23 protein-coding genes are annotated in these 26,856 nt (G+C 70.2%); 16 read left to right on the top strand and 7 right to left on the bottom strand.

The window, feature by feature from the left end; all coding sequences use genetic code 11:
* Positions 1-82 precede the first annotated feature (82 nt).
* The 4 genes from DDZ18_RS11215 to flgK form a co-directional block, all read right to left on the bottom strand.
* Positions 83-1,267 carry a thiolase family protein gene (locus DDZ18_RS11215; protein ID WP_109253484.1) on the bottom strand — a complete coding sequence of 395 codons (1,185 nt, stop codon included), beginning with the start codon at positions 1,265-1,267 and terminating at the stop codon, positions 83-85.
* Positions 1,268-1,585: 318 nt separating this feature from the next.
* The gene (mnmA, locus tag DDZ18_RS11220) at positions 1,586-2,725 is read right to left on the bottom strand and encodes a tRNA 2-thiouridine(34) synthase MnmA (protein WP_408631538.1); all 1,140 of its coding nucleotides are present in this window, start codon (positions 2,723-2,725) and stop codon (positions 1,586-1,588) included.
* 325 nt (positions 2,726-3,050) lie between these two features.
* Entirely contained in the window at positions 3,051-3,965 is a 915-nt protein-coding gene (locus DDZ18_RS11225; protein ID WP_109253486.1) for a flagellin, read from the bottom strand.
* A 10-nt stretch (positions 3,966-3,975) separates the two neighbouring features.
* Entirely contained in the window at positions 3,976-6,099 is a 2,124-nt protein-coding gene (flgK, locus tag DDZ18_RS11230) for a flagellar hook-associated protein FlgK (protein ID WP_109253487.1), read from the bottom strand.
* Between the two features lie 442 nt (positions 6,100-6,541).
* On the opposite strand from flgK, the gene DDZ18_RS11235 reads away from it, so the two are divergent.
* From DDZ18_RS11235 to DDZ18_RS11295, 13 genes are all read left to right on the top strand, one after another.
* A complete protein-coding gene (locus tag DDZ18_RS11235; protein WP_109253488.1) occupies positions 6,542-8,671 on the top strand; it encodes a flagellar hook-length control protein FliK in 2,130 nt (709 codons plus the stop codon).
* Between the two features lie 19 nt (positions 8,672-8,690).
* On the top strand, positions 8,691-9,374 hold the full coding sequence (locus DDZ18_RS11240; RefSeq protein WP_109253489.1) for a flagellar hook assembly protein FlgD: 684 nt from the start codon (positions 8,691-8,693) through the stop codon (positions 9,372-9,374).
* A gap of 84 nt (positions 9,375-9,458) precedes the next feature.
* The gene (locus tag DDZ18_RS11245; protein ID WP_109253490.1) at positions 9,459-10,850 is read left to right on the top strand and encodes a flagellar hook-basal body complex protein; all 1,392 of its coding nucleotides are present in this window, start codon (positions 9,459-9,461) and stop codon (positions 10,848-10,850) included.
* A 188-nt stretch (positions 10,851-11,038) separates the two neighbouring features.
* Positions 11,039-11,311: a CtrA inhibitor SciP gene (gene sciP / locus DDZ18_RS11250; protein WP_109253491.1), complete on the top strand. Its 273-nt coding sequence runs from the start codon at positions 11,039-11,041 to the stop codon at positions 11,309-11,311.
* 185 nt (positions 11,312-11,496) lie between these two features.
* Complete coding sequence (gene fliF, locus DDZ18_RS11255) at positions 11,497-13,131, top strand: flagellar basal-body MS-ring/collar protein FliF (RefSeq protein WP_109253492.1); 1,635 nt, start codon at positions 11,497-11,499, stop codon at positions 13,129-13,131.
* 4 nt (positions 13,132-13,135) lie between these two features.
* The gene (gene fliG / locus DDZ18_RS11260; RefSeq protein ID WP_109253493.1) at positions 13,136-14,167 is read left to right on the top strand and encodes a flagellar motor switch protein FliG; all 1,032 of its coding nucleotides are present in this window, start codon (positions 13,136-13,138) and stop codon (positions 14,165-14,167) included.
* Between the two features lie 10 nt (positions 14,168-14,177).
* Positions 14,178-14,858 (top strand): FliH/SctL family protein, encoded by a 681-nt coding sequence (locus DDZ18_RS11265; RefSeq protein WP_109253494.1) that lies wholly within the window; start codon positions 14,178-14,180, stop codon positions 14,856-14,858.
* A 9-nt stretch (positions 14,859-14,867) separates the two neighbouring features.
* Positions 14,868-15,251, top strand: coding sequence for a flagellar motor switch protein FliN (gene fliN, locus DDZ18_RS11270; RefSeq protein ID WP_109253495.1), 384 nt, complete (start codon positions 14,868-14,870; stop codon positions 15,249-15,251).
* A 35-nt stretch (positions 15,252-15,286) separates the two neighbouring features.
* A complete protein-coding gene (flbD, locus tag DDZ18_RS11275; protein WP_109253496.1) occupies positions 15,287-16,648 on the top strand; it encodes a sigma-54-dependent transcriptional regulator FlbD in 1,362 nt (453 codons plus the stop codon).
* Between the two features lie 213 nt (positions 16,649-16,861).
* On the top strand, positions 16,862-18,973 hold the full coding sequence (gene flhA, locus DDZ18_RS11280) for a flagellar biosynthesis protein FlhA (RefSeq protein WP_109253603.1): 2,112 nt from the start codon (positions 16,862-16,864) through the stop codon (positions 18,971-18,973).
* A 9-nt stretch (positions 18,974-18,982) separates the two neighbouring features.
* Positions 18,983-19,978 (top strand): flagellar biosynthesis protein FlhF, encoded by a 996-nt coding sequence (locus DDZ18_RS11285; RefSeq protein ID WP_109253497.1) that lies wholly within the window; start codon positions 18,983-18,985, stop codon positions 19,976-19,978.
* Complete coding sequence (locus DDZ18_RS11290; RefSeq protein WP_109253498.1) at positions 19,975-20,796, top strand: nucleotide-binding protein; 822 nt, start codon at positions 19,975-19,977, stop codon at positions 20,794-20,796. The genes DDZ18_RS11285 and DDZ18_RS11290 overlap by 4 nt, the downstream gene beginning before the upstream one ends.
* A gap of 35 nt (positions 20,797-20,831) precedes the next feature.
* Positions 20,832-21,158, top strand: a complete 327-nt coding sequence (locus DDZ18_RS11295; protein WP_109253499.1) for a hypothetical protein — start codon at positions 20,832-20,834, stop codon at positions 21,156-21,158.
* 6 nt (positions 21,159-21,164) lie between these two features.
* On the opposite strand, the gene DDZ18_RS13940 is transcribed toward DDZ18_RS11295, so the two are convergent.
* The 3 genes from DDZ18_RS13940 to fliI all read right to left on the bottom strand — a co-directional run bounded on the left by DDZ18_RS13940 (position 21,165) and on the right by fliI (position 23,709).
* Complete coding sequence (locus DDZ18_RS13940) at positions 21,165-21,869, bottom strand: hypothetical protein (protein WP_158272143.1); 705 nt, start codon at positions 21,867-21,869, stop codon at positions 21,165-21,167.
* 94 nt (positions 21,870-21,963) lie between these two features.
* Positions 21,964-22,383, bottom strand: a complete 420-nt coding sequence (gene fliJ, locus DDZ18_RS11305) for a flagellar export protein FliJ (protein ID WP_109253500.1) — start codon at positions 22,381-22,383, stop codon at positions 21,964-21,966.
* A 3-nt stretch (positions 22,384-22,386) separates the two neighbouring features.
* The gene (gene fliI / locus DDZ18_RS11310; RefSeq protein WP_109253501.1) at positions 22,387-23,709 is read right to left on the bottom strand and encodes a flagellar protein export ATPase FliI; all 1,323 of its coding nucleotides are present in this window, start codon (positions 23,707-23,709) and stop codon (positions 22,387-22,389) included.
* Between the two features lie 441 nt (positions 23,710-24,150).
* Here fliI and ctrA point away from each other — a divergent pair, with 441 nt between their 5' ends.
* The 3 genes from ctrA (at position 24,151) to DDZ18_RS11325 (ending at position 26,628) form a co-directional block, all read left to right on the top strand.
* Complete coding sequence (gene ctrA / locus DDZ18_RS11315; RefSeq protein WP_109253502.1) at positions 24,151-24,852, top strand: response regulator transcription factor CtrA; 702 nt, start codon at positions 24,151-24,153, stop codon at positions 24,850-24,852.
* Positions 24,853-25,018: 166 nt separating this feature from the next.
* Positions 25,019-26,116: a serine hydrolase domain-containing protein gene (locus DDZ18_RS11320; protein WP_109253503.1), complete on the top strand. Its 1,098-nt coding sequence runs from the start codon at positions 25,019-25,021 to the stop codon at positions 26,114-26,116.
* Positions 26,116-26,628, top strand: a complete 513-nt coding sequence (locus DDZ18_RS11325; protein ID WP_109253504.1) for a nuclear transport factor 2 family protein — start codon at positions 26,116-26,118, stop codon at positions 26,626-26,628. Before DDZ18_RS11320 ends, DDZ18_RS11325 begins: the two co-directional genes overlap by 1 nt.
* The last annotated feature ends 228 nt before the right edge of the window (positions 26,629-26,856 follow it).

The raw sequence follows: 26,856 nt of genomic DNA on the forward strand, positions 1-26,856 counted from the left end.
GAAAGGCGCTCTACGCTCGCCCCCCACCCGGCCGGACCTTCGGTCCGTCCACCCTCCCCACGAGGGGGAGGGAGGGACGCGATTACATCCGCTCCAGCGCCACGGCGGTGGCTTCGCCGCCGCCGATGCACAGCGAGGCGACGCCCTTCTTGACGTCGTGGTTCTCCATCGCGGCGAGCAGCGTGACCATGATGCGCGCGCCGGACGCGCCGATCGGGTGGCCCAGCGCGCAGGCGCCGCCGTTGACGTTGATGGTCTCGTGGGAGAGCCCGAGCTCCTTGATGGCGATCATCGGCACCACGGCGAAGGCCTCGTTGATCTCCCAGAGATCGACGTCGGACGTGCTCCAGCCGGCGCGCTCGAGCACCTTGCGCATGGCCGGCACCGGGGCGGTGGTGAAATAGGCCGGCTCGTGGGCGTGGGCCGCCGTCGAGACGATCTTGGCGATCGGGTTGAGCCCGCGGCGCTCGGCCTCGGACAGGCGCATCAGCACGAGCGCGGCCGCGCCGTCGGAGATCGCCGAGGCGTTGGCCGCCGTCACCGTGCCGTCCTTGGAGAACGCGGGACGCAGGTCCGGGATCTTCTCCGGCTTGGCCTTGCGGGGCAGCTCGTCGGTGTCGATCGTGACCTCGCCCTTGCGCGTCTTGTAGGTGACCGGCGTGATCTCGCGCTTGAAGTCGCCCTTTTCGGTGGCGCGCTGGGAGCGCTTGAGCGTCTCGATCGCGTAGGCGTCCTGGTCCTCGCGGGTGAACTGGTGTTCCTGGGCGATCATGTCGGCGAACACGCCCATCGCCTTGTTCTCGTAGGCGTCCTCGAGCCCGTCCTGGGCCATGTGGTCCTTCACCGCGTCATGGCCGTACTTGAAGCCCGCGCGGTGGTTGGGCAGCAGGTGCGGCGCGTTCGTCATCGATTCCATGCCGCCGGCGACGATCACCGAGGCGTCGCCGGAGACCAGCGACGCGCGGCCCATGATGGCCGCCTGCATGCCGGAACCGCACATCTTATTGAGCGTCGTGGCCTCGACCGACTTGGGCAGGCCGCCCTTGATCGCGGCCTGGCGCGCCGGCGCCTGGCCCTGACCGGCGCCGAGCACGTTGCCCATGTAGATCATGTCGACGTCGTCGCCGGCCACGCCGGCCTCGGCGAGCGCGGCCTTGACCGCCTCGGCGCCCATCTCGTTGGCCGACAGCGGGGCCATCTCGCCGAGCAGGCCGCCCATCGGGGTGCGGGCCATGCCGACGATGACAATCGGATCGTCTGCGCTCATTGTCGTCTCCTCGGGACTGGTCGGGGGCGCGTTCGTCGCGCCCTCTCGGATTTCGGGCGCAAGAGGAGACCTTTCCGCCGCACTGCGTCAAGGGCGTTCGCAGGTGCGGGATGGGCGGGCGGACGGCGCGGGGCCCGCAAGGCTATAGGCGGCGCGGGATTCCCCCGGCTGTCATTCCGGGAGATCGGTCCTGACGGGATCGTCATTCCCGCGAAGGCGGGAACCCAGAGAGGGCGCGCCGCGCCATTCGACCTCCGGGATCCCGACAGCCTTCGGCTTCGGGAATGACGACGCGCAAGGCGCGATCGACGGGCGCGCCTACCCCGTCGCCGCGATCCAGCCGCCGCCGAGCACGCGATCGTGGTCGGGGCCTTCGTAGAAGACGCAGGCCTGGCCGGGCGCGACGCCCTCCTCGCCCTCGGCGAGCAGCACCGAGACCGATCCGTCGTCGGCGACCTCCAGCGCGGCGGGCTTCGGCGGCCGGGTCGAGCGCACCTTCACCCCCACGCTCAGCCCGTCGGCCTCGGCGAGATCGCCGTCGCCGAGCCAATTCACGTCGGCGAGCCGGATGCGGCTGACCTCGAGGGCCTCGCGCGGGCCGACGACGACGCGGGCGTTGTCCGCATCGAGCCTGACCACGTAGAGCGGCTCGCCGACGGAGACGCCGAGCCCGCGGCGCTGGCCGACCGTGTAGCGGATGACGCCGTCATGGGTCCCGAGCACCCGGCCGTCGAGATGGACGATCTCGCCGGGGACGCTCGTTCCCGGGCGCAGCTTTTCGACCACCGCGGCGTAATCGCCCTCGGGCACGAAGCAGATGTCCTGGCTGTCGGGCTTGGCCGCGACGGCCAGGCCGAAAGCCTCGGCGAGCCGGCGCGTCTGGTCCTTCTCCAGATGGCCCAGCGGGAAGCGCAGGAAGTCGAGCTGCTCGGGCGTGGTGGCGAACAGGAAGTAGGACTGGTCCTTTCCCCCGTCGGCGGCCCGGCGCAGCTCGGCGCGATTGCCGTTCATCGCCCGGCGGATGTAGTGGCCCGTCGCCAGCGCGTCGGCGCCGAGCTGCTTCGAGGTCGCGAGCAGGTCGGCGAACTTGACGGTCTGGTTGCATCGCACGCAGGGGATCGGCGTCGCGCCGGCCAGGTACGTATCGGCGAAATCCTCCATCACCGCTTCCCGGAAGCGGGACTCGTAGTCGAGCACGTAATGGGGAAAACCGAGCGCCTCGGCGACGCGGCGGGCGTCGTGGATGTCCTGACCGGCGCAGCACGCGCCCTTCCTGTGGATCGCCTCGCCGTGATCGTAGAGCTGCAGCGTCATGCCGACGACGTCGTAGCCGGCGCGATGCAGCACCGCGGCGGTGACCGAGGAATCCACCCCGCCCGACATCGCCGCCACCACGCGATGGCTGGCGGGATCGCCGCCGAGCTCCAGGAAATCGCCGGCGAGGCCGTATTCGGCCATCAGCGCGTCGACGCGCGCGGCGTCCATCTTGCCCGGCGCGGCGGGAACGGAGCACGCGCCCTCGGCGCGCGCCGGGGCGTTGTTGATCAGCGTAGCCATCATCCTCTCCCCCGCCGGTTCAAGGCCGGCGGTGAACAGTGAAATTCGAGCCGCGTATATAGGGGATGGACGAGCGGGACGCCAGCCGCCCTTCCCTTCGCCAAGTCAGTGAACTCCCGGACGCGCCGCAGGCGCGATCCGGGACCTCTCGGCGATCACTCTCCCGGAGGCCCCGGCTCTCCCTCCGGTCGGCCGGGGTTTCATGAAAATAGATGCTACCCGCCCCCTACCTCAGGAACGGCAGCAGCGAGACCTGGGTGAGGGAAGCGAAGGTCCGCGCCGAGACGTCGACGGCGGTCTGGGCCTGGCTCAGCCGGGTGGCGGCCTCGGCCATGTCGACGTCCTCGATGTCGGAGATCATCGTCGTGAGGAAGTCTGCGCGCTTCTGGTGGGTGTCGACCGCGGTCTCGACGCGCCGATAAAGCGAGCCGTTCTCGCCCATCTTCTGGTTGATGGTGTCGAAGGCGGCGATGACGTTCTGGATCTCGGTCTGCAGGAAGTTCTGCTGGGCGGGCGTCGCCCGGCCGTCGAACGGGCCGTCCGGACCGGCGTCGAAGTCGGCGACGCGCTCGATCACCGCGAACAGCTCCTCGCCGACATCCTGGGCCAGGAAGCCGATCTCGGCGTTGACGCCCTCGTCGATGAGCTGGGTCTGGGCGCGGTCGGCATTCTCGAACACCGCGCCGACATCGGGCGCGGCGGCCTGCAGGTCGGCGATCGAATCCGCGTTGACCGGCGGCGTGTCGATCCGCGTCCCGGCGAACAGGAAGGAGCCCTGGAAGCGCGTGTTGAGCGCGTTCTTGGCGCGCTCGAAGACGTCCTTGACCTCGTTCATCAGCATCGAGGTGTCGTCGGTCGTCAGCGCCACGCGCAGCTGATCGGCCGCGTCGGACAGTTCGCGGAAGGCGAGGTCCTGGATGTCGAGCCGGCTGAGCAGACGCTCGTTGGCCTTGACGAAGCTGTCGGCGCGGGTCTGGGCCGACCGCGCCGCGGTGATCGTCTCCGAGGCGTGACCGTAGCCCTTGAGATCGGGCGCGGCCTTGCCGGTGGTCACCTGCTGGCGCGCCTCGAAGGATTCGCGCTGGGCGCGCATCAGGTCGAGCAGCGCGGACTGGTTGGCGGCCTGTGTGGAGATGCGCATGACTTCCTCCCTAGACCAGGTTCAGCAGCGTGTCGGTCATCTCGCGCGCCGCCTGGAGCATGCGCGCGGACGCGTTGTAGGCCTGCTGGTAGAGCGTCATCTGGGCGAGCTCCTCGTCGAGATTGACGCCCTCGACGTCGGCGCGCTTCTGGTCGGCGGCGGCCCTGACCGACTGGGCGGCGTCGCTGGCGCGCTCGGCGCGCGCGGCCCGGGCGCCGACATCGCCGGCCAGGCGGGCGGCGTATTCCTCGAGCGAGGACAGCCCGCCCGACAGTCCGCCGGCGGCGGAGAAGTCGCGCCGCGTGGTGAGCGCCTCCTGCAGCGCCTGGCCGCCCCGGGCGTCGCCCTTGGCGAGCACGAGATCGCCGACGGCGGTCGTCCCGTCGATGTCGAGCTTGGCCAGCGCCATCTTGCTCGGATCGGCGCGCAGCTCGGGCGAGACGGCGAAGCTTTCGGCGCGCACCAGCCGGGCGGCGTCGCCCAGTCCGAAGATCTGCGAGAAGGCGAGCCCCGTGCTTCCGCGCTCGGTGGTGTCGCTGGCGAGCGAGACCTCGAAATCGGCGTAGGCGCCCGACGGCGTGAAGGACAGCGCGCCGTCCCCGTCGAGCGCGAAGCTGCCGTACTGGCCGAGCCCCGTCGTCGGATCGTTGAGCGCGTCGATCTGGTCCTGCAGCGTCGCGCCGGCGACGCCCACCGTGATGTCGGCGACCTGGCGGCCGTCCGGGGCGGTCACCTTGAAGCCGAGTTCGCCGCCCGGCGCCAGGCCGTGGGCGCTGGTGGCGGTGAGCGCGGTCTCGAAGAAGCCCGGCCGTGCGCTGTCGACGACGTCGTTGAGGCCGAAGAAGTGCGCGAAGCCGCGCCCGCCCAGCGAGGACGGATCGGCGGGATCGTTCAACGCGGCGACGCCGTTTCCGCCCGCCGCGGCGATCGTCAGCCGTCCGTCGGTGAAACTCGCGGTCGCGTCGCCGCCGAAGGCGTTGTTGAGCTCGGTGACGAGATCGCCGATCGAGGTCCCGGCGTTTCCGTTGACCGTGAAGCCCGCGCCCGTGAACGCGATGTCGACGCGATTGACCAGCGTCCCGTCGGGCGCGGTCACCGCCAGCGTCGCCTGGCCCGAGCCGTTGAGCACGTCGGTGGCCAGAAGGCCGGTATTGCGGCCCTCGAGCGTGGCCGGGGCGGGCACGGCCGAGGAATCGTTGTGCGCGGCGTTCAATGCGTCGGCGGCGCCGGCGGCCAGCTCGGAAAGCTGGGCGGCGAGCGTGGGCAATTCTTTGTCGCGCAGGTCCATGAGGCCGCGCAGCTCGCCGGATCGGACATTCGAGGTGACGTCGATGGTTGCGCCCGAGGAGGAGACCTCGGCGGTGATGCGGCCGTAATCGACGCCGTAGGCGCCGGTCCCGGACGGCGTGTACTCGAGCTCGAGACGCGAATTGTCGAGCAGCGCCACGCCGTCGCCCGTGCGCACGAAGACCCGGCCGTCGCCCTGTTTCTCGACGCGCACGTCGATCAGGCCGGACAGCTCGTCGAGCAGCACGGACTGCCGGTTGGCCGCCCCCGTCGTGTCCGACGCGTTGGCCGACAGCGTCTGGACCTGGCCGTTGAGGCTCTCCAGCTCGGCGAGGATCTCGTTGATGCGGGTGACCCCGTCGCCGATGCGCTGGTCGGCCTCGTCGCGCATGCCGCGGATCTCCGTCGACAGGCGCTGCCCCTCGGAGAAGAAGAGCTCGAGATCCGACAGAGCGGACTGGCGCGAGACCTGCTCGTTGGGATCCAGCGCCGCCGAGGCGATGGATGAGAACGCCTGGTTCAGCCGCCCGAACAGCGAACCCGCGTCGTCGGTGCTTCCGAACTGCGACTGCAGCCGGTCGAGCAGGGAAAACATGGCGTCGGCGCGCTCGGCGTCGGAGGCCGCGCGCAGGGATGCGGCCTGCAGGAACGTATCGGCGACCCGGCGCACGCCGGTGACCTCGACGCCCATGCCCTGGCCGGCGGAGCTGCGCGGCGCCTGCATGATCTCGGTGCGCGCATAGCCGGGCGTGTTGGCGTTCGAGACGTTGCTCGACGTCGTGCGCATGCCGATCTGGCTGGCCTGCAGGCCGGTGAGCGCGTTGTTGACGATTCCATTGAGCGACATCGCCGGACCTCCTTACTCGCGCCCGCGCGCGGGCCGAATCTGCCGGGCGCCGGGCAATTCCTGCCCACCTGCGCGCGCCGCGACGGGCACGCCCCTCCGGCGATCCGATCTTGCAAGCATCTGTTTCAACATCGGTTTCAGCATCTTCGTCTCGTTCGGCCGCGCCGACGCGCGACGCACGGTCCCGAACAGAAGCGCAAGCCCCGGGCCAATCGTCGAAGCCGGCACTTTCCGCCCCTCGGAGCGGACAGAAATTGCCGCCCGGCGGAATCCGCCGCACAAACAGTTTTTCACAAAGCACTGTTTTTATTGACTTTGTTTCCGAGGCAGCGCTGGCACGCCTCTTGAAGACGGTTTCTGCAAGGACCGGCGTGAACCGCCCGGTCGCGCCTTCAGACGCGGCAGAAAGCCCCGTTCCGGCCTTTTTGGATGGTTTGCTTTCATGTCGCCGAACGACATCGCCGCCATTGCATCTCCGCCCGGACGGGCGGCCTCCGCCCCCGCCCGCGGCGCACGCGCCGAGTCCGGCGAGCGTTTCGATGCGCTCGTCTCCGTCCCGGCGAACGCGCGCAGCGGCAAGGGCGCCGAGCCGGCGCGCGCCGCACGCGGCGACGCCCCCGAAGCGCCCGCCCTCCCCGACCAGGCCAAGGGCGACGAGCGCGCCGCGCAAGCGTCCGTGCACAAGCGCGCCGACGCCGAGACCGAACCGACGCCCGGCGAGGCCGCGCCCGAAGCGGACGGCGCGAAAACCGGCGAAAGCCCCGCGGTCCCGGACGGCGGCGAGACGAACGCGCCGGCCGGAGACGAGACGGTCGAGGCCGACGACGGCGAGGCCCCGGCGTCCTCCGGGGAAGCCGACGACGCCCCGGGCGCCGGCGCCGCCGTCACCACCACGCCGACGCCCCCGGCCGACGGCGAAACGGCGGCGACGACCGAGGCCGTCGCGAAGACCGCGGCCGTCGCCAAGACGGCTGACGCCTCGAAGACCGCCGGCGACGCCGGAACGACCGTTTCGACCGGCGCGGCCGCCGCATCCGGAGAGGGCGCGGAAACCCCGACCGCTCCGAAAGCCGGTTCCGCCGAAGACGACGCGCCCGCCCCCGCCGCGCCACGGGCGACGCCCAAGCGCGGCCAGGCCTCGCAGACGCCGCTGGACCATGCCAATGAGCGCGCGCTCGAGCGCGCGCCGGGCCTGCTGAAGCGGATCGACCCGGCCGCGCAACCCGCCGGTGACGAGACCGAGGACGGCGCCGCCGCCGCGAAGTCCGGCGATGCCGCGCCGGCGGGCGACAAGCCCGCGTCCGGCGACGCCAAGGCGGCCGCGGACCCGGCGACGACAGGCCAGGCGAAGCCCGCCCCAGCGACCGCGGCGCCGAGCGAAACCGGCCCGACGCCGACCGTCGGGGCGGACGGCTCAGCCGTTTCCGCGGGCGCGACCAGTGAACCGACGCCGGCGCCGGGCCAGGCGAACGCCGGCGCCTCCGCCGAAGACGCCGCACAGCCCTCCGCCGCCCAGGCCGCTCCGACGACTGCGGCCACGACCGAGAAGACGGACCTCTCGACGACCGCGCCGGCGCCCCCCTCGCCGGCCGGAGAGAAGGCCGAACTCGCCGCCCAGGCCAAAGCCGACGCGGCCGAGGCCGACGCGCAGCGCAGGACCGACGCGGCGCCCGCCGCAGACGCCCGCCCCGAGGCGAAGGCCGATCGCCCGACCCCGCCCCCGCAGGCGTCCGACGCGGCGCGCGCCGCCGTCGAGCAAGCCGGATCGAAACCCGCGGCCACGCCCGCCGCCGAAGCCATCGCCGAGGCGATCCGCAAGGGCGACTCGGCGCGGGCCGGAGACGCGAAGCCGTCCGAGCCGGGCGCGAAGTCCGCCGAGGCCGGCGCGGCCGCCCGCGAAACCCCGGCCGCCGACAAGGCTGCGATCGCCGCCGGCGCGCGGCCGTCGAGCGCCGCCCCGCAGGCCGCCAAGGCCCCGATCACGCTTCCGCCCGCCGCGCAGGCGCCGCTCGTCGAGCCCGCGCCCGCGGGCGAGGCCGCCGCCGAGAGCGGCGACGAGATCCTGCGCGCCGACGGCGGCGCCCGCGCCGACGCCGGCCGATCCGCCAGCCAGGCCGCCGCGTCTGTCCAGGCTCGCGTCAGCCCCGGCCAGGTCCACGCCGTCGCCGCCCATATCGCGCGCCGCTTCAACGAGGGCGCGCGGGTGTTCGATATCCGCCTCGATCCGCCCGAGCTGGGCCGCGTCGAGGTCCGCCTCGAGGTGAGTTCCGACAACCGCGTCCAGGCCGTCCTGTCGGCCGAACGCGCCGAGACGCTGGCCGAGCTCCAGCGCTCGGCGCGCGATCTCGAGCGCGCGCTGGCCGACGCCGGGCTGGAGCTGGCCGATGACGGCCTGTCGTTCGAGCTCGCCGATGGCGGCGACGCCGAGGCCGGCTCCGGCGGCGACGACGCGCCGGCCGGCGCGCCCATCCTGTTCGAAACCGACGCCCGCGACGGAACGCCCGTCGAACCCGCCCGACGCATGTACGGCTTCGCGCTGCGCGCGCACGCCGGCGTCGATGTGAGAATCTAGCCGCGACCGGAGATCGCCGATGGTCGAATTCAATCCTCTCGCCCAGGCGCTGCCCCAGTCGGGCGCCGCGGGTCAGGCCGGCAACGCCTCGGCCGAGCTCGCCGACAATTTCGACACCTTCCTGACCCTGCTCACCGAGCAGCTCAAGAACCAGGACCCGCTGAGCCCCATGGATTCCAAGGAGTTCGTCGGCCAGCTGGTGCAGTTCTCCTCGGTCGAGCAGCAGATCAACTCCAACGAGTCGCTGGAATCGCTGCTGGCGCTGCAGTCGGCGACCGCGCGCATGTCGGCGGTCGACTATATCGGCAAGACCGCCACCGTCTCCGGCGCGGACGCCCGGCTGAGCCAGGGCGAGGCGCAGTGGGAGTACGGCCTGCCGCGCGAGGCGAACCGCACCCAGCTGCTGATCAAGAACCCGCAGGGCCGCCTGGTCGCCACGCTCGAGGGCGAGACCGGCGCGGGGCCGCACACGCTGAGCTGGGACGGCCGGGACAACGCCGGCAACGTCCAGCCCGACGGGGTCTATACCCTCGAGGTCGTCGCCAAGGATTCCGAAGACGCCCTGATGGAGACGCCGATCCGCATCAGCGACCGGGTCACCGGCGTCGACATGTCCGGCGAGGACGTCATGGTCGAGATGGGCGCGCTGCGCGTGCCCGCCACGCAGATCATCGCCGTGCGGCAGGACGATCCCGCCGCGTGACGAGACCTTCGCGGCGCGAGAAGCGCGCCGCGCACCAACCAAGCAGAACGCTCCTTCTGAGGAACCGAAAGGAGCCATGGACCGATGAGCATCAACTCAGCGCTGGCGGCGGGGACGGCGGGCCTTCTGGCCAATTCGTCCGCGCTCGCCGGCATCTCCGACAATATCGCGAACGTGAACACGATCGGCTACAAGCGCGTCGATACGGTCTTCACGCCCAACTACAAGATCAAGGGCGGCGGCGAGCCGCGCTACGCCTCGAGCGGCGTGACCTCGAACTCGCGGCTCGACGTCTCCACCGAAGGCCTGCTCAACCCGGCCTCGTCGGAGACCGACCTGGCCGTCGACGGGAACGGCTTCTTCCTCGTGCGCCCGAACGCGACCAACGTGACCGGCGCCGATCCGGTGCTGTTCACCCGCTCGGGCAGCTTCGAGACCGACGACGCGGGCTTCCTGCGCAACGACGCCGGTCAGTATCTCTACGGCTGGCCGGTCGCGTCCGACGGCAGCGTCGTGCAGAACCCGTCCAACGTGGATCTGCTGGAAGCGATCAACCTGTCGAATATCGGCGGCGCCGCCGAGGCCACCAGCTCGGTCCGGGTCAACGCCAACCTTCAGGCGAGCCAGGCCGTCTCGCCGGACGCGGCGACGTATGACCCGACCGTGCCGGCCAACAACATGGCGTCCGGAAACGTCACGCCGGACTTCCAGCGCACGATCCAGATCTTCGACACCCAGGGCGGCGTGCGCTCGGTGACGATGTCGCTGCTCAAGAGCCCGACGGCGAACCAGTGGCACGCCGAGCTGCATGTCGAGCCCCAGTCCGACATCACGACGGGGGGCGGCCTCAATAACGGCCAGATCGCCACCGGCGTGCTGGCGTTCGACACCAACGGCCAGATCGACACCGCCAACACCACCCTGCCGAACACGCTGAACTTCCTCGGCTCGGACAACACCGCCCCGCTGGGCGCCAACGAGTTCCAGTGGGCGGCCTCGACGGGCATCGGCTCCCAGTCAATCAGCCTCGATCTCGGTTCGGCGGGCAATCCCGGCGGCATCACCCAGTTCGACAGCCCGTCGGTGCTGAACTCCTCGGTCGTCAACGGCGCGGTGTTCGGCGACTTCGCCGGCGTCGAGGTGAGCGACGACGGCTTCGTCTCGGCGCGCTTCACCAACGGCGTGGTCCGGCAGGTCTTCCAGATCCCGGTGGCCACCGTGGTCAATCCCAACGGCCTGGCCTCGGTCGGCGGCGGCTCCTACCAGGTGACCGACGAATCCGGCGCCTTCACGCTGAACGCCCCCGGCGTCGGCGGATCGGGCAACATCTCGTCGAAGACGCTGGAGAACTCCAATGTCGACATCGCCACCGAGTTCTCGAACCTGATCTCGACGCAGCGGGCCTATTCGGCGGCCTCGAAAATCATCACCACGGCCGACGAGATGTTCACCACGGCGATCCAGATGATCCGCTGATCCGAACGGCTCATCGGCCAGATCCTTGTCACCCCGGCGTTTTCAGCGCCGGGGTGAATTTTTTCTAAACTGCTGATTTACCACGCATAAACCTTGGCGTTTAGGCCAGCGTTAAAAGCATCCGGCGTATAACTCGGTTCATCAAAGGCGCGCGCGCGACGCGCCGGACAAGAACGAGGATGGGTCGGATGGTACGTCGAGCGAAACGGGAGAATTACGTGATCGGGCCGGACGGCAGCCCGCTGACCGCGGCCGATCTCCCCTCTCCCGAGACCAAGCGCTGGGTGATCCGCCGCAAGGCCGAAGTGGTCGCGGCCGTGCGCGGCGGACTGATCAGCCTCGACGAGGCGTGCGATCGCTATCGCCTGACGGTCGAGGAGTTTCTCGGCTGGCAGCGCGCGATCGAGCAGCACGGCCTCGCCGGGCTCAGGACGACGCGAATCCAGGAATACCGCCAGTAAGGCGGCGACGGGCGCCGCCGCCCTCCCCGGCGGCGCGGACACCTGCAGGCGGCGGTCGACCGAGGGGTCGACCGCCGCCTTTGTTTTCAGCGCGTTAAAGTCTCGTTTACGCGATCAGTGGGAAAAAACTGCCTACCGGACGCTCCATGAGGGGCGGAGCGCCAGCATGGCGGGGGGTTTCGACCGTGAACGCGTTGCTCGAACAATTGTCCAGGTTCGGCGTCGGCCGACTGATCGCCATTTTCGGCCTCACCGCCGGCGCCGCCGCCGCGCTGGTGGTGTTCACGATGAGCATGAACGGCTCGGGCGAGGCGCTGCTGTTCTCCGGCCTCGAACCCGACGATGCGGCCGCGGCCACCGAGCGCCTCGATCAGGCCGGCATTTCCTACACGCTCCGCGAAGGCGGCTCATCGATCTATGTCGACTCCTCCGAGGTCGACGCCGCGCGCATGCGCGTCGCCGCCGACGGGGCGCTGAGCTTCGGCTCGGTCGGCTACGAGATCTTCGACGAGACCGACGCGCTGGGCACGACGAGCTTCGTGCAGAACGTCAATGCGCGCCGGGCGCTCGAGGGCGAGCTCGCGCGGTCGATCAACACGATCGCAGCGATCGCCTCGTCGCGCGTCCACCTGGTTCTGCCGGAACGGCGCCTGTTCAGCCGGGAGACCGAGGAGCCGTCGGCCTCCGTCGTGTTGTCGGTGCGCGGCGATCTGGATTCCGGGCAGGTCGAGACCGTCCGCAATCTGGTCGCCACCGCCGTGCCGGGCCTGTCGGCGAACCGGATCACCGTGGCCGACGACACAGGCCGCCTGCTGGCGAGCCCCGGCGGCGGCGACACCGCGACCGTCGCCGCGCTGGAGGGTCAGCGCGCCGATTTCGAATCGCGGCTGAGCGCCAAGATCCGCGACGTCGTCGAGGGCGTCGTCGGTCCCGGCGGCGCACGCGTCGTCGTCACCGCCGAGATCAATCGGGAGAATCTCACCGAGAGCCGGCAGGAATACGATCCCGACGCCCAGGTCCTGGTGAGCCGCGAGACCAGCGAGGAGTTCAGCCGCGAACCGGCCGACCGGCTGAGCGGCGGCGTGTCTGTGTCCGAAAACCAGCCCGAGGCCGAGGGTGGCGCGACCAGCGAACGCCAGATGGCCGAAACGGGCCGCGAAAGCGATATCCGCAATTTCCAGAATTCGTCGGTGACCTCCACCCGCGTGGTCGAGGCCGGCGGGGTGGAGCGGCTGTCGGTCGCCGTGGTCGTCGACGGCGAGACGACGGTCGCCGAGGGCGGCGCGGTCGAATACGCCCCGCGCACCCCCGAGGAGATGGAGCAGATCCGCGCGCTGGTGCGCTCGGCGATGGGCTTCGACGAAGAGCGCGGCGACCAGCTCGAAGTGACCAACATGCGCTTCTCGCGGCCGGATATCGCCCAAGGCTCGCCGGCCCCGGAAGGCTTTTCGCTGTCGCGCGAGGACATGATGCGCATCGCCGAGATCGCGGTGCTCTTCATCACCGCGCTCTTGATCGTGCTGCTGGTCGCCCGTCCTCTGGTGAAGGGCGTCGTGGCCGGACCGCAGCCCGCGCTGGCCGGCGCCGGCGGGGGCGCGAGACTGCCCGAGAGCGGACAGGGCCAGGCCGCGGTCGCCGCCGGCGACGAGCACCTCTCGCTACCCGAAGGCGACGGCGGCGGCGACGCCGACGAGCGCATCGACGTCGACCAGATCGAGGGGCAGGTGAAGAAATCGTCAGTGCGCAAGGTCTCCAGCCTGATCGAACAGCACCCGGAGGAGACCATGTCGATCCTCCGCAACTGGATGCACGAGAGCTGACCGGATGGCGCGCGCTCCCGCAAAGACCCGTCAGATAGACGACCCCTCCTCGCTCTCCGGCTCCGAGAAGGCGGCCGTCATCCTGCTGGCGCTCGGCGACGAGCAGGCCAAGCTCTGGGAGATGATGGACGACGAGGAGATCCGGATGGTCTCCCAGGCGATGGTCAATATCGGCAATGTCAGCTCCGACGCCGTCGAGAAGCTGATCGTCGACTTCGCCACCTCCATGTCCTCGACCGGCTCGATCATGGGCTCGGTCGACCAGGCCCAGCGCCTTCTGTCCTCCTTCCTGCCGGAGGAGAAGGTCGAGAACATCATGGAGGAGCTGCGCGGCCCGGCCGGCCGCACGATGTGGGACAAGCTGGCGAACGTGAACGAGGTCGTTCTCGCCAACTATCTCAAGAACGAATACCCGCAGACCGTCGCCGTGGTGCTGTCCAAGGTGAAGTCCGAGCATTCCGCGCGCGTGCTCGGCGCCCTGCCCGAGGAGTTCGCCCTCGAGGTGGTGATGCGCATGCTGCGCATGGAGCCGGTCCAGCGCGAGATCCTCGACAAGATCGAGCAGACCCTGCGCACCGAGTTCATGTCCAATCTCGCGCGTACGTCCAAGCAGGACAGCCACGAGATGATGGCCGACATCTTCAACAATTTCGATCGTCAGACCGAAAACCGCTTCCTCGCCGCACTCGAGGAGCGCAACCGCGATTCCGCGGAGAAGATCCGCTCGCTGATGTTCGTGTTCGAGGATCTCAGCCAGCTCGACCCGCAGGGCATCCAGACGCTGCTGCGCGCCGTCGACAAGGACGAGCTCGGCCTGGCGCTCAAGGGCGCGTCGGACAATCTGCGCGACCTGTTCTTCTCCAACATGTCCGAACGCGCCGCGAAGATCCTGCGCGAGGACATGGCCAGCATGGGGCCGGTCCGGCTCAAGGACGTCGACGCCGCCCAGACCTCGATGGTCAATCTCGCCAAAGACCTCGCCGCCAAGGGAGAAATCATGATCTCCGACGGCGGCGAGGACGAGCTGATCTACTAGGAGGCGCGCGATGACGACCGCCCACAAGCGCTACGCCTTCGACCGGGTCTTCGACCACGACGGCACGGTTCTGCGCGACGGCGACCGGGTGAAGCGCATGCTCACCGAGGCCGAGGCCGAGGAGCGCGCCGCCGCGGCGGCGAAGGCGGCGCTCGAATCCGAGGAGGCGAAGTCCTCGGCGGCCGCCGCCGAGGCGCTCCGGACGATCGCCGGGCGGGCCCAGGCCGTGCTCCAGCGCATGGACGCCGAATCCGAGCGCATGCGCGAGGAAGCGGCCCGGCTGGCCGTGGCGGCCGCGCGAGTCATCGCCGGCCGGGCGCTCGACCGCTACGCCGCCGACACCGTCGAGGCCTGCGCGCGCGAGGCGCTGGCCGACCTGCGCGGCGAGCCGCGGCTGGCGCTTCGGGTGACCCCCTCGCTGGTCGACGAGCTCTCGCAACGCCTGCAGGACGAGGCCGACCTGGCCGGCTTCGAGGGTGCGGTCATCGTGCGCGGCGACGAGGAAGTCGCGCTGGGCGACTGCGTACTCGAATGGCGCTCCGGCGCCATCGAGCGCACGAGCGCGGAGATCGAGGCCCGCATCGGCGAGGCCGTCGAGCGCTGGCTCGCCCGGCCTCGCGCGGACGCCGCATCCAAAGAAGACGCCCCCGACGACGGCGACGCCGCGACAGACGACGGCGCGGCCGCATAGGAGACGAAGATGAGCGACGAGAGCGATCTGAATCTGCCCGACCTGGATGGGGACGCCGACGCCGCATCCCCCGACGCCGAGGCCCCGCAGACCGAGACGTCCGGGGAGATCGGCCAGGCGCTGATCGAGGACGAGGCGCGCAACGCCGCCGACCTCGCCCCGGTCTTCGAGGTCCCCGTCAACATCTCGGCCGTGCTGGGCAAGGCCCATATCGACGTGAACTCGCTGCTCAAGCTGTCCTCGGGCTCGGTGCTCGAGCTCGACCGCAAGGTCGGCGAGGCCATCGACATCTACGTGAACAACCGCCTCGTGGCGCGAGGCGAAGTCGTGGTCGTGGAGGATCGCCTCGGCGTGACCATGACCGAAATCATCAAGGACGGCGACGTCAGCTGAACGCGGACCGTCGTGCGACATAGGGAGATCGACCCATGCGCGTGCTCATCGTCGGCAGCCTCGGCGGCCAGCTTTCCGCGGCCACCAAGATCGCCATGGATCGCGGCGCGAAGGTCGCTCATGTGGACACCATCGAGCAGGCCACCGGCTATCTGCGGGCCGGCCGCGGCGCCGACCTGCTCATGGTCGACGTCGATCTCGACATCGCCGCCCTGATCGCGGCCAACGAGGCCGAGCGCATCACCGTGCCGCTGGTCGCCTGCGGGGTGAACGTCAAGCCCGAGGCCGCCGCCGGCGCGATCCGGTCCGGCGCCAAGGAATTCATCCACCTGCCGCCGGAGCCCGATCTGATCGCGGCGGTGCTGGCGGCGGTCTCCGACGACGAGCGCCCACTGATCGTGCGCGATCCGGCGATGAAGGAGGTGATCGCGCTGGCCGAACGCGTCGCGCCGTCCGAGGCCTCGGTGCTGATCACCGGCGAGAGCGGCGTCGGCAAGGAGGTGATGGCGCGCTATCTGCACAAGAAGTCGAAGCGCGCCGACAAGGCCTTCGTCTCGGTCAATTGCGCGGCGATCCCCGAGAACCTGCTCGAATCCGAATTGTTCGGCCACGAGAAGGGCGCCTTTACCGGCGCCGTGGCGCGGCGCGTGGGCAAGTTCGAGGAGGCCGACGGCGGCACGCTGCTGCTCGACGAGATCTCCGAGATGGACGCCCGGCTGCAGGCCAAGCTGCTGCGCGCCCTGCAGGAGCGCGAGATCGACCGCGTCGGCGGCAACAAGCCGGTCAAGGTCGACATCCGCGTGATCGCCACCTCGAACCGCGATCTCCACAAGGCGGTGCGCGAGGGCGAGTTCCGCGAGGACCTGCTGTTCCGGCTGAACGTCGTCAATCTCGCCGTGCCGCCGCTGCGCGAGCGTCCCGAGGACGCCGTCGCGCTGGCCGAGCACTTCGTGAAGAAATACGCCAAGGCCAACGGCCTGCCCGAGCGCACGCTGGGCGACGCGGCGAAGACGCTCGTCACCTCGCGCGAATGGCGCGGCAATGTGCGCGAGCTGGAGAACGCCATGCATCGCGCCGTGCTGCTGGCCGGCGGCGAGGAGATCACGCCCGAGGCCATCCGCATGCCCGACGGTTCGAATTTCGCCGCCGGCGGCGGGGGCGTGGCGCGTCAGGCCGCCGAGGCCGCCGAGGAAGCCGTCAATCTCGTCGGCAAGACCGTCGCCGAGGTCGAGCAGGACCTCATCCTCGACACGCTCGATCACTGCCTCGGCAACCGCACGCACGCAGCGACCATTCTCGGCATCTCGATCCGCACGCTCAGGAACAAGCTCAAGCTCTATTCCGACCAGGGCGTCCACGTGCCCGGTCCCGGCGAGACCCGCGCCGGGGCGGCGTGACGGGGATGGCGGTTCACAGCATCCCTGCTCCCCCCTCGTGGGGGAGCTGTCCGCCCCCGGGTCCGGCCATCGGCCGGCCCGAGGACAGGCTCCGCCGACTGAGGGGGGGCGCCGCTCTCCGATCCCACCCCCTCCGTCTGACGCTCCGCGTCAGCCACCTCCCCCATCGAGGGGGAGGAGGGCGTGCAATCGCGCAGCCAGGCGATCGTCACCATGGCTGACGCTTCCGCCTCATCCGGCTCGGGCGGCCTGAACTGGGCCGCGATCGGACGGCGCCTCGCCCGCGGCGACGTGGCGATGGCCATCGGCGTGCTCGCCATCCTGGTGATGCTCATCCTGCCGATGCCGCGGGTGCTGCTGGACTTCTCGCTGGCGATCTCCATCTGCTTCTCGGTGCTCGTCCTGATGACGGCGCTGTTCATCCGCTCGCCGCTGGAGTTCACCGCCTTCCCGGCGGTGCTGCTCATCGCGACCATGCTGCGGCTGGGGCTCAACGTCGCCTCGACGCGGCTGATCCTGTCGCAGGGCTCGGAGGGCACGAACGCGGCCGGCGAGATCATCGAGGCGTTCGGCGCCTTCGTGATGCAGGGCAATTTCGTCATCGGGATCATCGTCTTCATCATCCTGGTGATCGTGAACTTCGTGGTGATCACCAAGGGCTCGGGACGCATCGCCGAGGTCGCCGCCCGCTTCACGCTGGACGCCATGCCCGGCAAGCAGATGGCCATCGACGCCGACCTGTCCTCCGGACTGATCACCGAGGACGAGGCGCGCGCCCGCCGCAAGGAGCTCGAGGACCAGTCGAACTTCTTCGGCGCCATGGACGGCGCGTCGAAATTCGTCCGCGGCGACGCCGTTGCCGGCATCCTGATCACCTCGATCAACCTGATCGGCGGCATGATCATCGGCGTCGCCCAGTCCGGCATGGACTTCTCCGACGCGGCCAACACCTACTCCACGCTGACCATCGGCGACGGGCTGGTTTCGCAGATCCCCGCGCTGATCGTGTCGCTCGCCGCGGGTCTGCTGGTGTCCAAGGCGGGCGTCGAGGGCGAGGCCGACAAGGCGGTGTTCGGCCAGCTCTCGGCCAATCCCGCCGGACTCGGCATGGTCGGCGCCGCAGCGGTCGCCATCGGCGCCCTGCCCGGCATGCCGTTCATCCCGTTCGCGCTGATGGGCGGAGGGGCCGCCTCGCTGGCCTGGTTCACGACGCGGCGCCTCCAGGCCCGGGAAGCCGAGGCCGAGGTCGCCGCGGCCCACGAGGCCGAGACCCAGCAGGCCGAGGCCGCCGAGCCGCCGATCGAGGAGACGCTGCAGATCGACGAGCTCAAGATCGAGCTCGGCTACTCGCTGCTGCCCCTGATCAACGACGTCGAAGGCCGCCGGCTCACCGACCAGATCAAGGCGCTCAGACGCAACATCGCCCAGGAGACCGGCTTCGTGGTCCCCTCGGTGCGCATCGTCGACAACATGCAGCTGGCCGGCGACCACTACGTCATCCGCGTCAAGGAGATGGAGGCCGGCGCAGGCGTGCTGAAGATGCGCCAGCTGCTGGTCATGGATCCCAGCGGCGCCCAGGTCGACCTGCCGGGAACCCACGTCAAGGAGCCCGCCTTCGGCCTGCCGGCGACCTGGATCGACGAGAATCTCCGCGAGGAGGCGACCTTCCGCGGCTACACCATCGTCGATCCGGCGGCCGTGCTGGTCACGCATCTCACCGAGATCCTGCGCGACAACATGGCCGACCTGCTCAACTACGCGGCCGTCGAGAAGCTGCTCGAGGGGCTGTCGAAGGAGCACAAGAAGCTGCTCGACGAGATCACGCCCTCGCAGATCACGCACGCGGGCATCCAGCGCGTGCTTCAGAACCTGCTCAAGGAGCGCGTCTCGATCCGCGACCTCTCCGGCATCGTCGAGGGAATCGCCGAGGCGAGCGCGGCGACGCAGAATCTCGACGCCGTCACCGAGCACGTGCGCACCCGGCTGTCGCGCCAGATCTGCCAGGCCAATGTCGGGCCCGACGGGGCCCTGCCGGTGATCTCGATCTCGCCGCAATGGGAGCAGGCCTTCGCCGAGGCGATGGTCGGCGACGGCGACCGGCGTCAGCTGGCGCTGGCGCCGTCGAAGCTGCGCGACTTCGTCGCCGCGGTGCGCGACGCCTTCGACCGCGCCGGAGCGGCCGGCGAGGCGCCGGTGCTTCTCACCAGCCCGGGAATCCGTCCATACGTGCGGTCGCTCACCGAGCGCTTCCGCCCGCAGACGACCGTGATCAGCCAGAACGAGATCCATCCCAGCGCGCGGCTGAAGACGGTGGGCGAAGTCTAGGAGACGGCGATGCGGCTGCGCACCTTCACCGGGGCCAACATGACCGAGGCGATGGCCGCGGTCCGCCGCGAGCTGGGCGCCGACGCGGTGATCATCCACACCGCGACCGCCGCCGACGGCGGCGTCGAGATCCGCGCCGCCGCCGAGCGCGCCGAGGTCGCCGCCTCGACCGAGACCGCCGAGGCCGCCGTCGCCCGCCGCGACAAGGAGCGCGCCCGGGCCCGCGGCGACGCCGCCGACGGGCTTACGCGCATCGCCCGCGCCCTGTCCTGGCACAACCCGCCCGAGCGCGCCGCCGAGGCGCTGATGGACGCCGCGGTCAATCTCGAGGACGGCGAGGCCACGGCCACGCTCGCCCGGGCCATCGACGCGCGCTACGCCGTCCACCCGGTCGAACCCGATCCCGGCCGGCCGCTGCTGTTCGCCGGACCGCCCGGGGCGGGCAAGTCCTCGGTCGTGGGCAAGCTCGCCGCCAGATGCGTCGCCCAGGGTCTCGCGCCGGTCATCGTCGGCGCCGACCGCGGCGCCGGGGCGCGCGAGCAGCTGTCGGCCTACGCCGCGGCGATGGAGGTCCGCTTCGAGGACGCCGACGGGCCGCGCGAACTCGAAGCGCTGGTGCGCGACCTGCCCGCCGGGCCGGTGCTCATCGACGCGCCGGGCATCAATCCCTTCGAACTCGACGATCTCGACGACCTGCAGGCGCTGGCCGCCTCCGCCGACGCCGAGATCGTCGCGGTGATGGACGCCGGCCAGGCGCCCGGCGACGCCGAGGACGCCGCCGCCCTGCTGGCCTCGATCGGGGCCGGCCGGGTGATCGCCACGAAGCTCGACTCGGCGCGCCGACTCGGCGCCCTGCTGGGTTTCGGCGAAGCGGGACTGGCCTACGCCCAGATCGCCGCCTCGCCCTATATCGGCGGCGGCCTCGCCCCGGCGACGCCGCTGAGACTCGCCCGCGCCCTGCTCGACGACTTCGCCATGGACCCTGATCAGGAGACCCGCCAATGAGCGCCCTGCCCGCCGGCTCGGACAACGTCGCGGCCGCGCAGCCCCGCGCCGCCGGCCCCATCCTCGCGGTCGCCTCCGGCAAGGGCGGCGTCGGCAAGACCGTCGTCGCCTCGGCGCTGGCGCGGGCCTTTTCCCGCCGCGGCGAGAGCGTGCTGCTCGTCGACGCCGATCTTGGCATGGCCAATATCGACGTCCAGCTGGGCCTGAACCCGCCGGGCGATCTCGCCGCCATCGTCGCCGGCCGCGTCGGCCTGCGCGAAGCGATCGCGCCGGCCTGCGGCGGATCGGGCAAGCGCGGCGGGTTCGACGTGCTCTCGGGCCGGTCGGGCTCGGCCGCCCTGGCCAGTCTTGACCCGGAGGCGGTGGGCCGCCTCGCAGCGGGGCTCACGGCCGCCTCGATGTCCTACGACCGCACCATCCTCGATCTCGCCGCCGGCGCCGACCGCGCCACGGTGCGTCTCGGCGCGGCGGCCGACGACGTGCTCGTGGTCGTCAACGACGAGCCCACCGCGCTCACCGACGCCTACGCCTTCGTCAAGGCGCTCAGGCTGCGCGACGAGGGCGCCGCGCCGTTCATCGTCGTCAACAACGCGCCCGACCGGCGCGCCGCCGACGGCGCCTATGCGACCTTCGCCAAGACCTGCGAGAGCTTTCTCGGCTTCCGGCCGCCGCTGGCCGGCGTCGTCCGGCGGGATTCCCATGTCGGGCTGGCGATCCGGGCGCAGAGCGCGCTCGGCCTGCGCTATCCCGACTGCGAGGCGTCGACCGATCTCGACGGTCTCACCGCCGCGCTCGCCGAGGGCGTCGAGTCCGGCTAGACTGCGGGAGCGACGCGCCGAAGGGGGGAGCGGCCATGATCGTGGAGATCTTCCAGCGACTTTCAGCCGGGTTCACCCCGACCGAGTGGATCTTCCTCGTCCTGGCCTCGATCGTCGCCGCGCTGGTGATGCGCCACTGGACCCATCTCACCGCGGCGGCGCTGATCGTCTACACCATCGACGCGGCGATCCGCTTCGTCATGGCGTGGATGTCGGCGGGCGACGTGCCGGCGAACTACGCGCTGAGCATCGCGGTCGCGCGCTTCGACCAGCACGGCTTCGCCGCGACGCTGCGGCCCTTCCTCTATTTCGGCCTGATCGCGCTGATCTATCTCACCAAGCGGCGCTACGGCGCGCGGTGAACCCGCCTACCAGCGGGCGTGGAAGGTGACGCCGACGAATTCGTCGGTCTCCTCCCAGTTCTGCGTGCCGAGCTCGAAGCGGCGCTCCTCGCGGACATAGCCGAGGCTCGCCCAGCGCCCCTCGCCGAGCTCGAGGGCGAGGCCGGCGTGGGCGTCGCCCACCGAGGCGACCGATCCGACGGGCAGGAGCTCCATGTCGCGCAGCTCGCCGCGCGACGCCGCGGCGAGATTGCGCAGCCCGTCGCCGGGCGCCATCGCGTAGGTCTCGCTGTCGACGCCCCCGACGAGCCAGACGCGGGGCCGATCGCCCGCCGGCTGCGTCGTCGCCGCGACCTCGAGACGGAAACGCCGTTCGGCGGCGTGCGAATCCTCGGCGTAGCTCAGCGACGCGCCCGGGCGCACCGCGAGATGCAGGTCGCCCGCCGGCGCGGCGGCGACGAACTCGACGGCGCGGTTCCCGGCGACGGCGAATTCGGCCGGCGGCTCCGGGGCCAGGCGCGGCGTGGGCGCGGCGAACTCCGCCGCCGTCGCCGGCGGACCCGGGTCGACGGAAGACGACGCAGTCGACTCGGCGGCCGCCGCGGCGATGCGCTCGAGCAGGTTCAGCTGGGAGAGATCGGAATTGGCGGTGGGGATGAGCACGAAAAAGGCGCCGGCCAGGGCCACCGCCCCGGCGAACCGCTTGTCTGTTCCTGCCCGGCGCTTGTTCACCGACCAGCCTCCCGACCACCAAGGTCAGGATTCCAGCGATCGCGCCCCCCGGCAAGGTTGACGGCGTATTAAGTTATCCACGGATCGGGACCGCCTACTGGGCGCGGCGACGCGCCTGGCCCGCGATTTCGTCCATCTCGGCCTGCTCGGCGGCGCGCGCGGCGTCCTGGATGCGGGCCAGCCGGCGCTCCTCGAGCAGCTCGAACTTCTTGAGTTCGGCGAAGGCCGTCTCGAGACGCTCGCGCAGCGCGTCGGCCTGGGCCTCGACCTCGGCCTGGGAAGCGCGGAGGTTCTCCTTGCGCTTGATCACCGACCGGGCGTAGCTGCCATAGGCGAGATAGCCGTCCTTGTTCTCCTGGGCGACCCCCTGCTCCTCGGGGACGCTCTCCTCGAGACGCTGGATCTGTTCGTCGATCGACGCGCGCGCGCGATCGATCTCGGCCATCTGCTTCTGCAACTCCTCCACCTTGAACCGGGCCAGCCGGATCAGGGGTGCGTGGGAACGCGTCGTCATCGCCTAGCCCTCTCCATCCACCGCCAGTATCCCGGACAGGGCCGCGAAGCTCTCCTCGATCGAGGCGGCTTCGTCTTTTCCCTGCGCGAGAAACGCTTCGAGCGGTCCGTTGACCGCGATCGCCCGGTCCACTTCCGGGTTCGAGCCCGCCGCATAGGCGCCGAGCCGGATCAGCTCCTCCATGTCGGCGTAGGCCGACAGCACCTTGCGCGCCTCGGCGGCCACCGGCGCCTCCTCGGGCGCATAGACCTCCGGCGCGGTGCGCGAGATCGAGCGCAGCACGTCGATCGCCGGGAAGCGGCCGCGCTCTGCGATGGCGCGGCTCATCACGATGTGGCCGTCGAGAATGCCGCGCACGGCGTCGGAGATCGGTTCGTTGTGGTCGTCGCCGTCGACGAGAACGGTGAACAGGCCCGTGATCGAGCCCGAGCCGCGCGGGCCGGGGCCGGCGCGCTCCAGAAGCCGCGGCAGCTCGGCGAACACGGACGGCGTGTAGCCGCGCGTGGTCGGCGGCTCGCCGGCGGCCAGCCCGATCTCGCGCTGGGCGAGCGCGAAGCGGGTCACCGAATCCATCAGGCAGAGCACGTTGAGACCCTGGTCGCGGAAATACTCCGCCGTCGCCATCGTGAGATAGGCCGCCTGCCGGCGCGCCAGCGCCGGGCTGTCGGAGGTCTCGGTGACCACGACCGAGCGCGCCCGGCCATCCTCGCCGAGCACGTCCTCGACGAACTCGCGCGCCTCGCGGCCGCGCTCGCCGATCAGCCCGATGACGATGACGTCGGCGCCGGAACCGCGGGCGAGCATCGACATCAGCACCGACTTGCCGACGCCGGAGCCGGCGAAGACGCCGAGGCGCTGGCCGATCCGCATGGGCGTGAAGACATTGAGCGCGCGCACGCCGAGATCGAGGCGCTCGCCGAGCCGGTCGCGGCCGTGGGCGCAGGGCGGGCGGCCCTTCAGCGGGTAGGCCTCGTCGCCCTCGGCGAGCGGACCCTTGTCGTCGAGCGGTTCGGCGAAGCTGTTCACCACGCGGCCGAGCCAGCTCGCATGCGGGCGCACCGTCGCGCCGGACGGCTCGAGCCGCGCCGGCGCCCCGGCGCGCACGCCGACGAGATCGCCGAAGCACATCATCAGGGCGGTGTCGCCGCGGAAGCCGACGACCTCGCAGGTGGAGCCGCCTTCGCCGTGATCGATCTGCGCGCGGGCGCCGAGCGTCAGGCCGGCCTTCGGCCCCTCGGCCTCGACCAGCAGGCCGTTCACGGCCGACACCCGGCCCCGGAAGGTCCGCGTCTCAAGGCTCGATACGCGTTCGATCAGACTTTCCACTGGCGGTCCCGATCCTCCGGCGCGCGCAGACGCCGCTTCGCCAAATTGATAGCGCGAACGCAGTTTCAGCGGCGTAAACGCGTTCGGCGCCGAAGTCAGCCCGATGCAGCGTCCGGCCCGCCGTCGGGACCGGCGGCCGGGCGCGCCGGCGGGCGCTCGTTAACGCCCCGCGAGTTTTCCACAATTTCCGGAATCGCCCGTCACGGGCGGAATTCGGCGGAGGGCGGGCCGGTTTGCGGCTGTCGTGAATCCCGTCATGGTCCGCAATGTCTCGGGGGGAGGCGGAAGTCCCGGGAATCGCTGGACGGACTCGATTCCATCCCCCGAGTCAAACCGTCGTTAACTTCGCCTAAGGATTTGTCGCCGCAGAGTGCGAATAACGTTAACCACGGAGTAGATAGCGCGGGGCTGGTGATTCGCGCGCGGCTCGGAGAGGGATCGATGCGGATTCTGCTGATCGAGGACGATCGCGCCACGGCGCAGGGCATCGAACTGATGCTCAAATCGGACGGTTTCAACGTCTACACGACCGATCTCGGCGAAGAGGGCGTCGATCTCGGCAAGCTGTACGACTACGACCTCATTCTTCTGGACCTCAATCTGCCGGACATGCCCGGCTTCGATGTCCTGAAGACCTTGCGGGTCGCGAAGATCGACACGCCCATCCTGATTCTGACGGGCAACGCCGACATCGACAACAAGGTGCGCGGCCTGGGCTGCGGCGCCGACGACTACATGACCAAGCCCTTCCACAAGGAAGAGCTGATCGCGCGCATCCACGCCATCGTGCGCCGCTCGAAGGGGCACGCCCAGTCGGTGATCAAGACCGGCGAGATCGCGGTCAATCTCGACGCCAAGACCGTCGAGGTGAACAATCAGCGCGTTCACCTGACCGGCAAGGAATACCAGATGCTGGAGCTGCTCTCGCTCAGGAAGGGCACGACGCTGACCAAGGAGATGTTCCTCAACCATCTCTATGGCGGCATGGACGAGCCGGAGCTGAAGATCATCGACGTCTTCATCTGCAAGCTGAGAAAAAAGCTCGCCGCGGCGACCGGCGGCGACCACCATATCGAGACGGTCTGGGGCCGCGGCTACGTGCTGCGCGATCCGGCCGAGGAAAAGACCGCCGGCGCGGCCTGACCGCCCGGCCATAGCGGGAAGTCCTGTCCCGACCACGTGAAGCCCCGGCGCTCTCCCGCCGGGGCTTTTCATTGCGCGACGGGCGCCGACCACAGCCGGGGCCGAAAACTCGCCCTATTTGGACGCTCTAACCCCGCGTGATCAGCAGGGAGTCCTTTTTCAGATCATGTTTTTGACAATTCTCGCTTCGATCTCCGTCGCCGGCGCGCCGGCAAGTTCCGCCGATCCGCGCGCCGAGCTCGAAGCCGCCCTGCCCGGCTGGCTCGCCGCCTACGACGTGCCCGGAGCGGCCGTGGCCTACATCGAGGACGGTGACATCGTCTGGACGCTGACGGCCGGCGAACGGTCGCAAGGCGCGCCGGTCGGACCTGACACGGTGTGGAACGTCGCCTCGCTGACCAAGCCGGTGACCGCCGAAGTGGTTCTGCGCCTGGCGGCAGGGGGCGATATCGACCTCGACCGGGCGATGGCCGATCACTATGTCGATCCGGACCTCGCCGGCGATCCCCATCTCGAGGCGCTGACGCCGCGCATCGCGCTGGTCCACCAGACAGGGTTCGCCAACTGGCGCAGCCAGACCGGCGGCACGCTCAGCTTTCAGTCAGCGCCGGGAACGGCCACAGGCTATTCGGGCGAGGGCTACACCTATCTTGGGCGCTTCGCCGAGGCGGCGATGCACACGCCCTTTCCGGAGCTTGCCGATCAAACCGTGCTCACCCCGCTGGGCATGGATGACAGTTCCTATACCCCGCGCGCCGAAGACGCGTCCCGGCTCGCTCATCCCCATGACGAGGCCGGTGATCGGCTCGATCCGACGCCAATGCCCGGCTGGAGCGGCGCGGACAATCTGACCACCACGCTGGAAGACTATGCCGGCTTCGTCACGGCCGTGATGACCGGCGAGGGGCTGAGCGACGAGCTGTTCGAACAGCGCTTCGCCATCGCGCAGAACGTGATCGAAGACGGCTGCCCCCTTCCCGACGCTCACTGCCCCACGGCCGTCGGCTTCGGCCTGGGCTGGGAGATCTTCGAATATCCCGGCCATCGCGTCGTCCAGCATGGCGGCGCCGATGCCGGCGAGCGGGCGCTAGCCTGGTTCGATGAGGCAAGCGGAACCGGGGCGGTGATCCTCACCAACGGGGCCAATGGCGGCAAGGTGATCGCGCGTGTGACCGAGGTGCTCTACCCGTCCAACGCCGCCTATCACGCCCTTCTGCGCATGCAGGCGGGCATGGAGGCGACGGCCGCGAGCGAGCAGGACTGATGGGAAGGCTTCTGGCAGGCCTGCTGGCCCTGATGATCATGCCGCTCGCGCCGGCCGGCGCCCAGGTCCATGAGTCGAACCATGCCGAGATCGAGCGGCAAATCCTTGCGCATGACCGGATCCTGTTCGAGGACGGCTTCAATCATTGCCGCCTCGCCCCGCTCGCCGCGATCCTGGCCGAGGACCTGGAATTCTATCACGACCTGGCCGGTCCGAGTTTCGGCCCCGAGCCTTTCCTCGAGGCCATGCGCCGCAATATCTGCAGCGCCAGCGGTGACGAGAAACCCATCCGCCGTCTCGATCAAGCCAGCGTGGAGGTCCACCCCCTCTACCGGAATGGCGAGCTCTATGGAGCAATCCAGACCGGCGAGCATGCGTTTTATCTCGGCCGCAGTGAGGACGCCCCGCTGACCAGTACGGCGCGCTTCACCCATCTCTGGCTCCTCGACGGCGAAGGATGGCTGCTGGCCCGCGTGCTGAGCTATGATCACGAGACGCCCGGCTCTGAGTAGCGCTTCCCGTCTTCGCATCGCAGCAAGCCTCACGCCCGATCGATTGTCTCTGCAATCCCGGCGAAGGACGCTCGAAGCTCCGCGATCATATGCGGGAGCCCCCTATGAAATCAGGCGTGCATCAGCGCCGGGGGAGCGATGGCTTCGCCCTGGCTGCGTGCTGCGCGACCCGGCCGAGGCAAAGACCGCCGGCGCGGCCTGACCGCCCGGCCATAGCGGGAAGTCCTG

The sequence above is a fragment of the Marinicauda salina genome (assembly GCF_003122085.1).
GTDB lineage: Bacteria > Pseudomonadota > Alphaproteobacteria > Caulobacterales > Maricaulaceae > Maricicauda_A > Maricicauda_A salina.

Excerpts from the sequence above, each read along its gene's own strand:
- DDZ18_RS11215 (WP_109253484.1), bottom strand. The coding sequence starts at position 1,267 with ATGAGCGCAGACGATCCGATTGTCATCGTCGGCATGGCCCGCACCCCG.
- mnmA (WP_408631538.1), bottom strand. The coding sequence starts at position 2,725 with ATGGCCGAATACGGCCTCGCCGGCGATTTCCTGGAGCTCGGCGGCGAT.
- DDZ18_RS11225 (WP_109253486.1), bottom strand. The coding sequence starts at position 3,965 with ATGCGCATCTCCACACAGGCCGCCAACCAGTCCGCGCTGCTCGACCTG.
- flgK (WP_109253487.1), bottom strand. The coding sequence starts at position 6,099 with ATGTCGCTCAATGGAATCGTCAACAACGCGCTCACCGGCCTGCAGGCC.
- DDZ18_RS11235 (WP_109253488.1), top strand. The coding sequence starts at position 6,542 with ATGTCGCCGAACGACATCGCCGCCATTGCATCTCCGCCCGGACGGGCG.
- DDZ18_RS11240 (WP_109253489.1), top strand. The coding sequence starts at position 8,691 with ATGGTCGAATTCAATCCTCTCGCCCAGGCGCTGCCCCAGTCGGGCGCC.
- DDZ18_RS11245 (WP_109253490.1), top strand. The coding sequence starts at position 9,459 with ATGAGCATCAACTCAGCGCTGGCGGCGGGGACGGCGGGCCTTCTGGCC.
- sciP (WP_109253491.1), top strand. The coding sequence starts at position 11,039 with ATGGTACGTCGAGCGAAACGGGAGAATTACGTGATCGGGCCGGACGGC.
- fliG (WP_109253493.1), top strand. The coding sequence starts at position 13,136 with ATGGCGCGCGCTCCCGCAAAGACCCGTCAGATAGACGACCCCTCCTCG.
- DDZ18_RS11265 (WP_109253494.1), top strand. The coding sequence starts at position 14,178 with ATGACGACCGCCCACAAGCGCTACGCCTTCGACCGGGTCTTCGACCAC.
- fliN (WP_109253495.1), top strand. The coding sequence starts at position 14,868 with ATGAGCGACGAGAGCGATCTGAATCTGCCCGACCTGGATGGGGACGCC.
- flbD (WP_109253496.1), top strand. The coding sequence starts at position 15,287 with ATGCGCGTGCTCATCGTCGGCAGCCTCGGCGGCCAGCTTTCCGCGGCC.
- flhA (WP_109253603.1), top strand. The coding sequence starts at position 16,862 with ATGGCTGACGCTTCCGCCTCATCCGGCTCGGGCGGCCTGAACTGGGCC.
- DDZ18_RS11285 (WP_109253497.1), top strand. The coding sequence starts at position 18,983 with ATGCGGCTGCGCACCTTCACCGGGGCCAACATGACCGAGGCGATGGCC.
- DDZ18_RS11290 (WP_109253498.1), top strand. The coding sequence starts at position 19,975 with ATGAGCGCCCTGCCCGCCGGCTCGGACAACGTCGCGGCCGCGCAGCCC.
- DDZ18_RS11295 (WP_109253499.1), top strand. The coding sequence starts at position 20,832 with ATGATCGTGGAGATCTTCCAGCGACTTTCAGCCGGGTTCACCCCGACC.
- fliJ (WP_109253500.1), bottom strand. The coding sequence starts at position 22,383 with ATGACGACGCGTTCCCACGCACCCCTGATCCGGCTGGCCCGGTTCAAG.
- ctrA (WP_109253502.1), top strand. The coding sequence starts at position 24,151 with ATGCGGATTCTGCTGATCGAGGACGATCGCGCCACGGCGCAGGGCATC.
- DDZ18_RS11320 (WP_109253503.1), top strand. The coding sequence starts at position 25,019 with ATGTTTTTGACAATTCTCGCTTCGATCTCCGTCGCCGGCGCGCCGGCA.
- DDZ18_RS11325 (WP_109253504.1), top strand. The coding sequence starts at position 26,116 with ATGGGAAGGCTTCTGGCAGGCCTGCTGGCCCTGATGATCATGCCGCTC.